Here is a 12,818-nt window from a genome sequence, read left to right as displayed (position 1 = left end):
AGCACACCCTGTCATGCGCGCCATCATCATCGGAGCCGGCATCGCCGGCCTGGCCACTGCCCTGCGTCTGCACCAGATCGGCTGGGAGACCCTCATCGTGGAACGCGCCCCAGAACGGCGCGGCGGCGGCTACGCCGTCGCCTTCGGCGGCATCGGCTACGACGCCGCCGAACGTATGGGCATCCTGCCCGACCTGCTCAAAAAGGGCTTCATCACCGACGAACTCGTCTACCACAAGCCGAACGGTGAACGCCGCTTCTCCCTCGACCGCGCCACCATCGCCGCCACCACCGGCCCTCGCTCGATCACCATCCTGCGCGGCGACCTCGAAGCCGTCCTGTACGAGAAGGTGCGCGACCACACCGAGATCCGCTTCGGCGCCACCCTCACCTCCGTCGACCAGGACGCGCACACCGTACGCGTGACCTTGACCGACGGCACCACGCAGGAGGGCGATCTGCTGATCGGCGCCGACGGCCTGCATTCGGCCACCCGCGCCCTGCTGTTCGGCCCGGAAGAGGACTTCCTGCTCGACCTGGAGCACAAGGTCGCCGTCTACATGCTCGACAAGCGCCCTGCCACCATCGCCACCGGCGCGACCGGCACCCTGTCATCCGGCGGCCGCACCGTCGCGGTCATCAGCATCCCCGACGGGCGCAACGTCGCGTTCTTCGGCTACCGCACAAGCCACGCCCGCCCGGGCGAGGACGTGACCACCGAACTGCAGCGCGTCTATGGCGACCTCGGCTGGATCATCCCCGAAGCCCTGGCCGGACTTCAGCGGGCCGAGTCGGTCTACTTCGACACCATCAGCCAGGTCGTCGCAGCGTCCTGGAGCAAAGGCCGGGTGGTGCTGCTCGGCGACGCCGCCTGGTGCGTCACCCTCTTCGCCGGGTACGGCTCGTCCCTGGCCGTCGGCGGCGCCGACCGCCTCGGGACAGAACTGGCCGCCCACCCCGGCGACGTCCCCGCCGCGCTGGCCGCGTGGGAGGCGGCCATCCGACCCGAAGCCGAGCGCAAGCAGAAACTCGGCCGCCGCGTCAAAGGCGTCTACGCTCCCACCAGCCCCCTCCTGCTGTGGTTGAGCTTGCTACCTCTGCGGCTGGCCTCCCTGCCCCCGGTTCGCCGCTACATAATCCGCCGCTTCACCTAGGGCTGAGCCGGCCGGCGACCTGGCCGGGGTCGGTCGGGCGTTGCTCTCAGAGCCGGCTCGGCCCGGCCCCGCGTGATGCCCGGCGGTTGCCGCTGGTCCGTGGATGCGACGTCGGTTCTGGCGGGGTGGACGAGCCTGGCGCGCTGACCTTCTCCCCGTGCGGGCAGGTCGCTGCCTGCGCTACGGTGTGGCGCGGTGTGCCGGGAAGCCTGGTCGGCGGCATTTCATCACGTGGCCGTACGGAGGCACTCATGAGCAACAGAGAGACCGGCAGCGACCGGGGAGAGCACGAGGCCGCATGATACGGCGGCGCTCGGCCCTGCCCGGTCGAGGCAGGCACCCTGCCGTGGTGATCACCGCCGGTTTCGGGCTGGCGGTGCTGGCCGGCACGTTGCTGCTGGCCACTCCGGCGGCCACCGTCGACGGTGATTCCTCACACTGGCTGACCGCGTTGTTCACCGCCACCTCCGCGGTCTGCGTGACGGGTCTGATCGTGGTCGACACGCCCACGCACTGGTCGGTGTTCGGTGAGGTGGTCATCGCGCTGCTCATCCAGGTCGGTGGGCTGGGCATCATGACGCTCGCCACGCTGATCGTGGTCATCGTCTCCGGCAGGGTGGGGTTGCGGGCCCGGTTGTCCGCGCAGTTGGAGACGAAGTCCGTGGTGGCCGCCGACCTGGGTCAGGTACTGCGCAAGGTGGTGTTGTTCAGCCTGGTGTGCGAGGCGGTCGTGGCCGTCGTGCTCACCGTCCGCTTCATCGTCGGGTACGACGAGCCGGCGGGCCGGGCGGCCTACCTGGGGGTCTTCCACGCGGTGTCGGCGTTCAACAACGCCGGTTTCGCGCTGTGGCCGGACAATCTGATGCGGTTCGTGGCCGATCCGTGGATCTGCCTGACCGTCGCGGTGGCCGTCATCGTCGGCGGGCTGGGCTATCCGGTCGTCTTCGACCTGCTGCGCCACTGGCGGCGCCCCAGCCGCTGGTCGCTGCTGACCCGGGTCACCGTCGGGCTCAGCGTGCTGCTGATCGGGGCGGGTATGGTGGCGTTCCTGGGGGCCGAGTGGCGCAACCCCGGCACGATGGGCCCGCTGGACGACTCCGCCAAGTTGTTGTCGGCCTTCTTCGCCGCGGTCATGCCGCGTTCCGGCGGGTTCAACACCCTCGACATCGGTCAGATGAACCCGTCGTCGTGGCTGGTCACCGACGTGCTGATGTTCATCGGGGGTGGCAGCGCGGGCACGGCGGGCGGCATCAAGGTCACCACGTTCGGTTTCCTGCTGTTCATGGTCTGGGCCGAGCTGCGCGGCGAGACCCAGGTCAACATCGGCCACCGGAGGCTGCCCGCCGCCACGCAGCGTCAGGCGCTGTCCATCAGCCTGCTGGGCGTCTTCCTGGTCATGGTCTCGACCTTGCTGATGCTCACGATCACCTCCTACGGCCTCGACCGGGTGTTGTTCGAGGTGATCTCGGCGTTCGCGACCAACGGGTTGTCCACCGGGATCACCGCGAGCACCCCGCTGGCCGGGCACGTGCTGCTCAGCCTGCTGATGTTCGTCGGCCGCATCGGGCCTTTGACGCTGGGCTCGGCGCTCGCGCTGAAACAGCGCACCCGCCGCTACGAACTCCCCGAGGAGAGAGTGATCACCGGCTGACGAGACGCGGCCGGGCGGGACGCGGTCGAGCTGTATCGGCGGCCGGCGTACGCGCCCGGCGACGTCGTGCTGTGGCCGACGCTGTCCGGCGGGGAGGCCATCGATCTGCTCGCCCACTGACAAGGTCAATCAGTGACGTGTATCACCCTTGATGCTCGCTCGACGGACGATCGCGGTTCCGAACCGCGCCGGACGCGTAACCCAGCAGAGGAAGGAAGACCTCGTCGGTGACCGCGGCCAGGTCGGCATCGGAAGGCCAGATTCCGAAGACCACGAAGTCGTCCCGCAGCAGGCTGATCGGCAGGGTTATCACTCGTCGCGGCCAGGGGCCGGGCGGGATCTGACCACGCTCGGCCGCACGCTCCAGCACCGTGGACATGGCACCCGACAGGGTCGAGTCAGCGATGAGGTTCCGCAGGCGCTGTGCCAGTCGCGGGTCGTGAACCGTGTCCGCGATCAGTCCGGAGACCGTGTCGCGGCGGGTGTTGCTGAGGTTCGTTTGCGCATGACGCAACAGCTCCAACACATCGTCGCGCAGATCGCCGGTATCGGGGACCGGCACGTTGTCGAACTGGTTTCTCAGCGTGTCCAGCAACAGCTCGGGCAGGCTGCTCCAACGGCGGTACAACACGGCCTTGCTGGTGCCGGCCCGGTTTGCGATACCCCTCATTGTGGACTTCGCGTAACCCAGTTCAGCCAGCTCCTCGCGAGCCGCGTCCAGAATGGCGTCTTCGAGCTCGGCTCCCCGGCGGCGTGACATGGCCTCACCTGCCGGTGGGTCCGTCCTCGGTGTGTTCGGCATCACAACTCCTTAAGAAACCTTGCGTTCCCTCATCGCTGAGCTTAGCCTCGACGTAAGGAACCCAGGGTTTCTTATTTCGAGAGGTGACATCATGACAAGTTCCGCCACTCAGACTCCTCCGGCATTCCCGATGCCCCGCTCCTGCCCGTTCGGTCCGCCGCCGCAGTACGCGCAAGTCAGACAGGAGGCACCGATTTCGCGGGTGACCCTGCAGGACGGCAAGCAAGCGTGGCTGATCACCGGGCACGCCTTCGCGCGGGAGTTCCTGTCCAGTGACAAGATCAGCTCGAACCGCGCGAACCCCGGTTTTCCGCAGCTGGTTCCCGGGGTGGCTTCGGTGCCGCTGAAGGGCACGATCGTCGCCATGGACCCGCCGGAGCATTCCCAGCACCGGCGCATGATCACCAATGAGTTCACCGTCAAGCGGGTCAAGCAGATGCGGCCGGAGATCCAGCGGATCACCGACCGATCCATCGACGAGATGCTCGCCGGACCGCGGCCGGCCGACCTGGTGGAAGCCTTGTCGCTGCCGGTGCCGTCGCTGGTGATCTGCGAGCTGCTGGGAGTGCCCTACGTTGACCGCGGCCAATTCCAGAGCAGAACCAAGATCATTCTCAGTCGCAACTCGACAGGCGAACAGCGACGTGACACCGCACTGTGGTTGCGCCAGTACATCAACGACCTGATCGCGGGCAAGGAGGCCGAGCCGGGCGAGGACCTGCTGAGCCGGCTGATCGACAAGTACCGCGACATCGACGCCTACGACCGCGAGACCATGACCGGAGTCGGGCTGCTGCTGCTGGTCGGCGGTCACGAGACCACCGCCAACATGATCTCGCTGAGCGTGGCCTCGCTCCTGGACGATCCGAAACTGCTGGCCGGGTTGCGGGAGCGGCCCGAGCGGACCCCGCAGCTGGTCGAAGAGCTGCTGCGGTTCCACTCCATCGTCGACAACGCCACTTCCCGGGTGGTCGTCGAGGATTTCGAACTCGGCGGCATCACCTTCCGCGCCGGCGACGGCGTCATCGTGGCGGCCGCGGCCGCCAGCCACGACCCGGACGTGTTCGCGCGGCCGGATCAGATCGACGTCGACCGCGGTGCACGGCACCACCTGGCCTTCGGTTTCGGGATCCACCAGTGCCTCGGACAGAACCTGGCCCGACTGGAGCTGGAGATCGTGCTGAACACGTTGTTCGCACGGATCCCGGACCTGGCACTGGCGGACCCGGTAGAGCGCCTGCCGTTCAAGAGCGACGCGCTCGTCTACGGCATCCACCGGCTGCCGGTGACCTGGTAACCGACAGGGAGGCCGTTATGAAGATCACATTGGACGAGGAAAAATGCTGCGGTGCCGGCCAATGCGTGCTCACCGCCCCTGAGCTCTTCGATCAGCGAGAGGAGGACGGGATCGCGGTTCTGTTGCATCCGTACGCTGATGCGGAGCACCACGAATCCGTCCGGGAGGCAGCCATGGTGTGTCCAGGACGGGCGATCTCGATCGAGGGATCACCCTAGTGGACAAGATCGTCATCGTGGGCGCGTCCGCGGCGGGCATCAGCGCCGCGGACGCCCTGCGACAACGCGGCTTCACCGGCCGGATCACGCTGCTGGGCAGCGAATCCCATCTGCCCTATGACCGGCCGCCACTGTCCAAGCAGCTGCTGTCCGGCCAGTGGGAACCGGAACGGCTGCGGCTGCGCAGCGCCGAACAGCTGACAGAGCTGGACCTGAACCTGCGGTTGGGCACCACCGCGACCGGCCTGGATCCGCACCGGCGGGAAATCGCGCTGGCCGAAGGCGAGCCGGTCGACTACGACGGCCTGATCATCGCCACCGGCGCGGCCCCACGGCGGCTGCCCGGCGGCGACCTGGCCGGCGTCCACTATCTGCGCACTCTGGACGACGCGCTGGCACTCCGACGGCGGATGCGGCCGGAATCGCGCATGGTGGTCATCGGTGCCGGGTTCATCGGCGCCGAGGCCGCCGCGGTGGCCCGCGAGATCGGCCTGTCGGTCACCATGGTCGATCCTGCCGCCGCGCCGATGGTGCGGGTGCTCGGCGGGTCCGTTTCGCAGCTGCTGGCCGCACTGCATGTCGACAGGGGTGTGGACCTGCGTTGCGGCACCGGCGTCTCCTCGTTGACCTCCGAGCAGGGCGCGGTGACCGGCGTGGTGCTGGACACCGGTGAGCGGATACCCGCCGATGTGGTGGTCGCCGGCATCGGCGCGGTTCCCAACACCGGCTGGCTGGCCGGCAGCGGGTTGCTGAGCGACGGGCGCCTCGACTGCGACGAGTACTGCGCGGTAAAGCCCGATGTGTACGCGGCCGGGGACGTGGCGAGCTGGTTCAACCCGCTGTTCAGCACCCGGATGCGGGTGGAACACCGCACCAGCGCCGCCGAGCACGCGCGTGCCGCCGCGACCAATCTGCTGGCGGCACCGGCGGACCGACGTCCCTTCGAAAGCGTCCCGTACTTCTGGACCGACCAGTACGACCTGAAAGTGCAGGCCTGGGGCCACTTCGACGAATCCTGCGAGCTCGCGGTGCGGCACGGCGATCTTTCCGAGCGCAAATTCGTGGCGCTGTACGGCCGCGACGGCCGGGTGGTCGGCGCCGTCGGGGCCGACATGCCGAAGCAACTGCGGGAAGCCCGCCGCCTGATCGTCGACAAGGCCGAGTTCCCCGGCTAGGGCTCGTATGTGGCTCGACCCTGTCGGGGATCGTCTTGGACGGTCGATGTCAGCCGCCGGCGGCTCGCCAGGACTTCACCCGGGGATCCCCCGTTGGTCTAGGTGGCAGCCCTGACGGCCCTGTTCCAGGCCAGCAGTGCCGGCACCCCCGCGGCCAGCCCGGCGGCGCCGGCGATCGCCAGACCGTACTCCGGTCCGGCCGCTTCGACGAGGAATCCGCCGAGCAGGATGCCCAGCCCCTGGGCGGCGACCATGCCGGAGGAGGCCAGGCCGACCGCCTGTCCCCTGCTCTCCGGCGGCGCGATCCTCACGTACTCCGCGTTGGCGGCCACGTGGTAGCCGGTGAGCATCCCGCACACCGTCCACAGGAGCAGCAAGGGCACGTAGCCGGGGTCCGCCGCGCTGGCCGCCAGCGGCACGCTGGCCAGCACCGCCATGGGGGCCATCAGCGCCATCCGCCGCGATTCGGTGAAGAATCTGGACAGCACGAACACGCCGATGACGTTGCCCACGGGCAGGGCGGCCATGAGGAACCCTGCTTCCGTGGTGCCCAGGCCGAACGAGGCGGCGTACGGCACCGCGATCGCCTCGGGGATGACGTGGAAGCCCGACAACATGGCCAGGCCGAGCAGGCTGCGCAACGCGCGATGCCCGGCCACCAGCCGTAGCCCGCCGAGCAGGGAGATCGGCTGCTTTCCCGCGGCCGGCGGGCGCCGGCGTACGGTGGCGAGGGTGAGTGACGCGGCGGCGGCGAACGTGGCCGCGTTGACGAGGATGGCCGTCTCCGCGCCGACCAGCGCCACCACGATGCCGCCGCCGGCGAAGCCGAGCAGCGTCACGACCTGGTCGCTGAGCTGGTGGACCGCCACTCCGGTCTGGTAGAGCTCGCGGGGCAGCACGTCGGGCGTCAGCGAGATGCGTGCCGCCCTGCTCGGCGAGTCGAGCAGTTGGGAGGCGAAGACCAGGGCGCACAACGCGGGCAGCGGGAGGCCGGGCAGCGCGACGCATCCGATGAGGACGGTCCTGGTCACATCGCAGGCGATCGTGACCTCGCGCCGCGGGTAGCGGTCGGCCAGCCAGCCCAGCGCGGGCCCTCCGACCAGCGCGGGCACGAACGTCATCGCGTAGACGAGCGTGGTGACGGCGGCCGAGCCGCTGCGCTCGTAGGCGAGGACGGCCAGCGCGACGCGCGCCAGCTGGCTGCCCGCTCGCGCCAGCAACCCGCCCAGCCATAAACCGCGAAACTCGCCGATCGCGAGCACTTTGGCGTACATCGATTCCGTCCGGTCCTCCTCGACTGTCCTCGCCGCCCTCGACGAACCCGCACTGCGGCAGGTCCTGCCATGCTCCGGTAACCCGCGCGGGCGGGCGCAGGCTCCCCGCGGTGGGGTGGTGGCCCGCCTGCCTGCAGACACCACCACCCCACCGCGGGATCACCTCATCAGGTCCAGACCGGGTCGCGTCGCATCGCCCACACCTCCCTCCGAGACGGGTTCTGGCTGGTCGGCCGCCGTTGAAGCTGCCGGCGTCCGGGATTCGTGTCGGTACTCGGCCGGACTCACGGACCAGTGATCGTGATGTGCATCCAGACGCGGCCGGGCTCGGTCAGGACGCATTGGCCGGAGCCGACTCAAAGGCTGACGCGCATCATGTCCTGCTCACCAGGTGACCGGGAGTTCGTGGGCGCCGTAGACGACGGCGTCGTTCTTGAACGGAACGTCCTCCGTCGGTGCGGCGAGCCGCAGGGCGGGGATGCGGCGGAACAAGGTGTCGAAGACGATCTGCAGCTCCATCCTGGCGAGGTTCTGGCCGAGGCACTGGTGCGGGCCGAAGCCGAAGGCGAGGTGGCGGGCTCCGCGCTCGATATCCAGTTTGGCCGGGTTGGTGAACGCCGCCGGGTCCCAGTTGGCCGACAGGGCCGAGACGATGACGCCCTCGCCGGCCTTGATGCTCACCCCGCCGATCTCCACGTCTTCCGTGGCCACCCGGGCGGTGACCGTGTCGGTGATGGTGAAGTAGCGCAGCAGTTCCTCCACGGCCGCGGGCGTCCTGCCCGGGTCGGCCTTGATCAGGGCCAGTTGGTCCGGGTGGGTGAGCAGCCCGAGCACGCCGAGGGAGATCATGTTCGCGGTGGTCTCGTGTCCGGCGGTCAGCAGCAGGAAGGCCTGGCTCACCAGGGCCGTGTGGTCGAGGGCGCCTTCCTGGCGTTGCCGGGCGATCTGCCGGCCGAGCAGGTCGTCGCCGGGTTCCGACTCCTTGCGGGTGACCAGGTCGTCGAAGTAGGCGCGCAGTTCGGCGAAGGCCCGCTGGCGGTCTTCGAGCGAGGTCAGACTCACCATCATGCTGGTGCGGGTCTGGAAGAAGTCGTGGTCGGTGTAGGGGACGCCGAGCAGTTCGCAGATCACCAGGGAGGGCACCGGCAGGGACAGCGCCTGCACCAGGTCGACCGGGTGCTGGTCGGCGGCGAGCATGTCGTCGATGAAGTGGTCGACGATGTCCTGGATGCGCGGGCGCAGCGCGGCCAGCCGCCGCACGGTGAACTCGCCGACGACCGGGCGGCGGGCCGCGGCGTGTTCCGCGCCGTCCATGCCGAGCATCACCGGCGGCTGGCTGCGCTGCACCTGCAGGGTCGCCGGATCGACGTTGAAGACCGGATAGCCGTCGGTGCGCCGGTCGGAGGAGAAGCGGGGGTCGGCGAGGACGGCACGGGCCTCCTCCTGCCGGGACACCCACCACGCCTCGCCGCCGCTGGTCAGGCGGACCTTGCTGATCGGCGCCTGCTCGCGCAGCCATTCGTAGGCGGTGGGCGGGGCGAACGGACAGCCCCGCTCGACCGGCAGCTTCACGTCGGTGAGTTCGCCGGTAACGCTCTTCGTCATGAAGGACCTCCGGGTGGAATATCTGGCTGATTTGGTTCGCGGCTGCTGCGGGATGAACCCAGACGCGATGTCTGGTCAGCCGGCTCGTCGTTGGTGTTCATCGCAGGCTGAGTGGGGTTTTCGGCTGCGATGCCGGTCAGCGCTCGTCCATATCTGGCTCCTCGCCCGCTCACCCGCGATTCCTGCTCTATGCACAAGGCGCCGGCACCCACCGCGGTGTGACACCCGGGATCGATGACACACGTCACATGCCCGCACTGTCACAAGGCCCGGAGCGCCGACGCCGTATGTCAGGACGATCAGCCCGTCCCTTCGGCCGGTGAGCTTCGCCAGGCCTGATGGGGCAGACGAGGCGGCCAGGACCGCCTGCACGATTCACCCTCGGCTCTCGGTCTGGGGGCCGGCGTCGACACGGCTGTGCCGCCCGCGCGGAAGGCCGGAGAAGTTGTCGCTCATGTCCAGGCGACGAACGGGCGCCCTCCCGGGGGACACCTGCGCGGCGCGGAGGCGGGGGAGACGCCTGTCGCACTCGCCGACGTCGCGGCGCGATCACGTGCTGTTCGACTCGGTCGAGCAGGTGCGCATGGACCGCTGGCGTCTGCCGGTGACCTCCCGGCTCTTCATCCGGTGGCAGGCGGGCCTCGCCGCGGACTCGGTGATGCTGGCGGTGGTGCTCGGCTGGCGAATGGCCGCCGAGCATCCGGTGTTGGCCGCGGTGGCGTACACACTGATCTTCCAGATGGCCTTTCAGTGCATGGTATTCCTGCGTACCGACCTGTACGCGGTGCTGATCACCTGGCTTGGGTGCAAGGACCTGTGGCGGGTCAAGACGCTCCTCCTGAGGCAGGCCTTCGGCCGGCTGCGTGAGGAAGAGGCGTCGGAGCTGAGGACCGCCGACCCGCGCGATCTGCGGGCCGGGCGCTGGTTCCGCTGGGTATGCGTGGGCGGCTGGCTCGTCGTGGCGGCGTGGCTGGGCTTCTTCGTGCTGCCCGTACTGACGGGACTGCTCCAATGGGCGGCGGTCGAGCTCTCCGGCTCCGCCCCGGTACGGTTCTGGCAAGCGATCGCCTGGGCGGCCCTGCTGGCCCTGCCCTGGCTGGTCACGACCGGACTGTGGCTGAAAGCCTGGCGGGCCACCGGACGTCCACGTCGACGTTCAGCAGTGTGGCGACCTCGTCGAACACCTGCCTCTCCAGGTCGTCGGTCACTTCGTGGAGCCGGTCCATCGCCTGGTAGCAGGGCTGTTCGCCGATCTCGGGCAATTCGTCGTACACCTCTTCGAACCGAATGCTCCGCAGCCAGCCGGCCAGCTCGATAATGAGTCCCGGATCGAGCTCCATGGCCTGGTCACAATCCTCCTCCTCATCTTCGTCGTCGTCTTCAAAGGCGTCGTCATCCTCGTCGTCCCAGCTCAGGTCGAGATAGTCCTCTCCCAGGAACACATTCACCGGTGATTCCTCGACCAAGCTCTCCCACAGGTCCAATGAGAACTTCTCGATATAGAAGGTGCGGCGCTGGACGCTCAGCGTCGAGTCGAGCGGGGCCTCATCGCCCTCTGGAATCTCGTGGATAAGCTGCGCAGCGTACGACGCGTCTTGCCTGGCACGCGCCATCTGCTGTTCGGTGACACTTCGGAAGGTTGCTGAACACCCACAATACTCAGCGGGCCAGACCGGTGAAGGGAAGCTCCGAGAGGGTGAGCGGCGTGGTGTGACAACCGAGCCTGGTCAGGCGGGCTGGCCCATGGGCCGGACGGTCAGGGTGTTGAGGTCGACGCCTGCCGCCTGGTCGAGGGCGAAGCAGATGGCCTCGGCGATGGGCTGGGGAGGCAGGGCGAAGGGGGGCACGCCGGCGCCTTGCCAGAACGGGGTGTCGATCATGCCGGGGTTGACAAGAGTGACACCGATGCCGCGGGTCGTGGCGTGCAGGCGCAGGTTCTCGGCGAGTCCGGTGGTAGCCCACTTGGTGGCTGAGTAGAGATTGGCGGGAGAGTTCTTCAGCCCGGCGACGCTGCCGATGAGCACCAGCCGTCCGCCGGCGGCCTCAAGGTGGGGCAGGGCGGCATGGGCCAGCAGGGCGGGGCCGAGGACGTTGGTGAGAACCATCGGCGCCCACGACGTCGGGTCGCCGGCCCCGATGGAGTCGCCGGACATGAATCCGGCGTTCGCCACCGCCGCGTCGAGGGCACCGAAATGCTCCACGGTGCGGGTCACGACCGACTCGGTGGCCTGCCAGTCCGCCGCGTCCGCGACCAGCCCCAGCAGCCGGTCGGGGTGGCCGGCCTCGTCGAGGAAAGTCTTCAGTTTGCTCTCGTCGCGGCCGGTGACCGCCACACGGTGGCCGCGGTCGAGGAGCAACCGCGCGGTGTGGGCGCCGATACCGCTGGTCGCGCCGGTGATCAGTACGGTCTTGCTGGCCATGGTCATGCTCCTGGGCTGTGGACGGGAATCGGCGGACGGCGGCCCGCGATGAAGGAGTGCCGTTCAAGTCCGCCGACCCCATGGAACCGGCGCCGTCGAAGGCAGGCCAGGTCGCGTTTATGGGGGTATAAGCACAACCTCTCTATCGGCCGGACCATGGGTACTGTGGACGAATGGAACCTCCGTCCGAAAACCACACCGGTGATTCCACCGACAACCGCTCGGACATCCGCGACTTCCTCACCAGCCGACGCGCCAAGCTCGCCCCGGAGCGGGTCGGACTGCCCACCAGCCGACGCCGACGGGTTCCTGGACTACGGCGCGAGGAGGTCGCGGCCCTCGCCGGCGTGAGCACCGAGTGGTACACGCGGCTGGAGAAGGGCCACATCAGCGGCGTCTCCGAGAGCGTGCTGGAAGCGGTCGCGCAGGCATTGCTCCTCAATGAGGACGAGCGCACCTACCTGCTCGATCTGGCCAGAGCGGCTCGCCCCGCCGTCCGCAGGTCGCACCGCCGCAAGGACGTCAAGATCCCGTCTTCCGTCCAATGGATGGTGGACTCCATGACCATGGCCCCCGCCTTCGTACGCAACGGCCGTCTGGACATCGTCGCGAGCAACCCGCTGTGCAGGGCGCTGTACTCACCGATGTTCGACAGCGGTACCACCGGCGACCGGGGCTGCGCCAATTTCCCCCGTTACTTCTTCCTCGACCCCGGCTCCTCCGGCTTCTTCGTCGACTGGGAGGAAGGCGCCAGGGCCACGGTCGCAGTGCTCCGCGCCGAAGCCGGACGTGCACCTCACGACCGGGCCCTGCGTGAGCTCGTCGGGGAGCTGTCCACGCTCAGCCCTGACTTCCGTACCATGTGGGCCAGTCACGACGTCCGAATCCGTCACGAAGGCGTCAAGCGGCTGGACCATCCCGAAGTCGGCCGTCTGGAGATGACCTTCCGCTCGCTGAACCTGCCCCTGCCTCAGCGGGCCGTCCACGACCTGGTCATCTACACGGCCGAGCCGGGCACCCCCTCGGAGGACCGCCTCAGACTCCTCGCCAGTTGGACAGCGCCGCAGGCCTCACCCACGGAACCCATCCGCCCGCCCCACTGACTTGCGTCTCGGAACGCCGGCCGTACGTACCTCCATGCGCCACCTCGGAGCCACGCTGACCGGAGCCGTCCCGAGCGGCGCCTCGCTGCAACGTGTGGTCTTCGACGGGAACCACCGTAT

General features: G+C 68.7%; 12 protein-coding genes and 1 pseudogene. 7 read left to right on the top strand and 6 right to left on the bottom strand.

Translation table 11 applies throughout. The features are described 5' to 3' along the window. The first annotated feature begins 13 nt into the window (after nt 1-13). The 3 genes and pseudogenes from ABGA98_RS35250 to ABGA98_RS35240 all read left to right on the top strand — a co-directional run. A complete protein-coding gene (locus tag ABGA98_RS35250) occupies nt 14-1,153 on the top strand; it encodes an FAD-dependent monooxygenase (protein ID WP_347622757.1) in 1,140 nt (379 codons plus the stop codon). A 349-nt stretch (nt 1,154-1,502) separates the two neighbouring features. Further along, a complete protein-coding gene (locus ABGA98_RS35245; protein WP_347622756.1) occupies nt 1,503-2,804 on the top strand; it encodes a potassium transporter TrkG in 1,302 nt (433 codons plus the stop codon). A gap of 15 nt (nt 2,805-2,819) precedes the next feature. Then, a pseudogene (locus ABGA98_RS35240) lies at nt 2,820-2,915 on the top strand (ABC transporter ATP-binding protein); the annotation flags it as partial. A 31-nt stretch (nt 2,916-2,946) separates the two neighbouring features. Here the strand turns inward: ABGA98_RS35240 and ABGA98_RS35235 are convergent. Continuing rightward, complete coding sequence (locus ABGA98_RS35235; RefSeq protein ID WP_347622755.1) at nt 2,947-3,564, bottom strand: TetR/AcrR family transcriptional regulator; 618 nt, start codon at nt 3,562-3,564, stop codon at nt 2,947-2,949. Between the two features lie 172 nt (nt 3,565-3,736). Between ABGA98_RS35235 and ABGA98_RS35230 the strand changes: the two genes are divergently transcribed. Genes ABGA98_RS35230 through ABGA98_RS35220 form a run of 3 tightly spaced genes read left to right on the top strand, consistent with a single transcriptional unit; the run spans nt 3,737 to nt 6,296 of the window. Further along, nucleotides 3,737-4,903, top strand: a complete 1,167-nt coding sequence (locus tag ABGA98_RS35230; RefSeq protein WP_347622754.1) for a cytochrome P450 — start codon at nt 3,737-3,739, stop codon at nt 4,901-4,903. A gap of 17 nt (nt 4,904-4,920) precedes the next feature. Beyond that, nucleotides 4,921-5,121 carry a ferredoxin gene (locus ABGA98_RS35225; protein WP_347622753.1) on the top strand — a complete coding sequence of 67 codons (201 nt, stop codon included), beginning with the start codon at nt 4,921-4,923 and terminating at the stop codon, nt 5,119-5,121. Continuing rightward, entirely contained in the window at nt 5,121-6,296 is a 1,176-nt protein-coding gene (locus ABGA98_RS35220; RefSeq protein ID WP_347622752.1) for an FAD-dependent oxidoreductase, read from the top strand. The genes ABGA98_RS35225 and ABGA98_RS35220 overlap by 1 nt, the downstream gene beginning before the upstream one ends. A 98-nt stretch (nt 6,297-6,394) precedes the next feature. Here the strand turns inward: ABGA98_RS35220 and ABGA98_RS35215 are convergent, their stop codons facing one another. The 5 genes from ABGA98_RS35215 to ABGA98_RS35195 all read right to left on the bottom strand — a co-directional run bounded on the left by ABGA98_RS35215 (nt 6,395) and on the right by ABGA98_RS35195 (nt 11,595). Beyond that, nucleotides 6,395-7,570 (bottom strand): MFS transporter, encoded by a 1,176-nt coding sequence (locus ABGA98_RS35215; RefSeq protein WP_347622751.1) that lies wholly within the window; start codon nt 7,568-7,570, stop codon nt 6,395-6,397. Nucleotides 7,571-7,954: 384 nt separating this feature from the next. Next, nucleotides 7,955-9,175, bottom strand: a complete 1,221-nt coding sequence (locus ABGA98_RS35210; RefSeq protein ID WP_347622750.1) for a cytochrome P450 — start codon at nt 9,173-9,175, stop codon at nt 7,955-7,957. Between the two features lie 549 nt (nt 9,176-9,724). After that, on the bottom strand, nt 9,725-9,901 hold the full coding sequence (locus tag ABGA98_RS35205) for a hypothetical protein (protein WP_347622749.1): 177 nt from the start codon (nt 9,899-9,901) through the stop codon (nt 9,725-9,727). A 374-nt stretch (nt 9,902-10,275) separates the two neighbouring features. Then, nucleotides 10,276-10,788 (bottom strand): hypothetical protein, encoded by a 513-nt coding sequence (locus ABGA98_RS35200; RefSeq protein ID WP_347622748.1) that lies wholly within the window; start codon nt 10,786-10,788, stop codon nt 10,276-10,278. A 114-nt stretch (nt 10,789-10,902) separates the two neighbouring features. Continuing rightward, nucleotides 10,903-11,595, bottom strand: coding sequence for an SDR family oxidoreductase (locus tag ABGA98_RS35195; RefSeq protein ID WP_347622747.1), 693 nt, complete (start codon nt 11,593-11,595; stop codon nt 10,903-10,905). 173 nt (nt 11,596-11,768) lie between these two features. Here ABGA98_RS35195 and ABGA98_RS35190 point away from each other — a divergent pair, with 173 nt between their 5' ends. Then, complete coding sequence (locus ABGA98_RS35190) at nt 11,769-12,698, top strand: helix-turn-helix transcriptional regulator (RefSeq protein ID WP_347622746.1); 930 nt, start codon at nt 11,769-11,771, stop codon at nt 12,696-12,698. Nucleotides 12,699-12,818: the final 120 nt, after the last annotated feature.

It is taken from the genome of Nonomuraea sp. B1E8, from assembly GCF_039871515.1.
Lineage (GTDB): Bacteria > Actinomycetota > Actinomycetes > Streptosporangiales > Streptosporangiaceae > Nonomuraea.
This window is presented reverse-complemented; position numbering and strand designations above follow the sequence as displayed.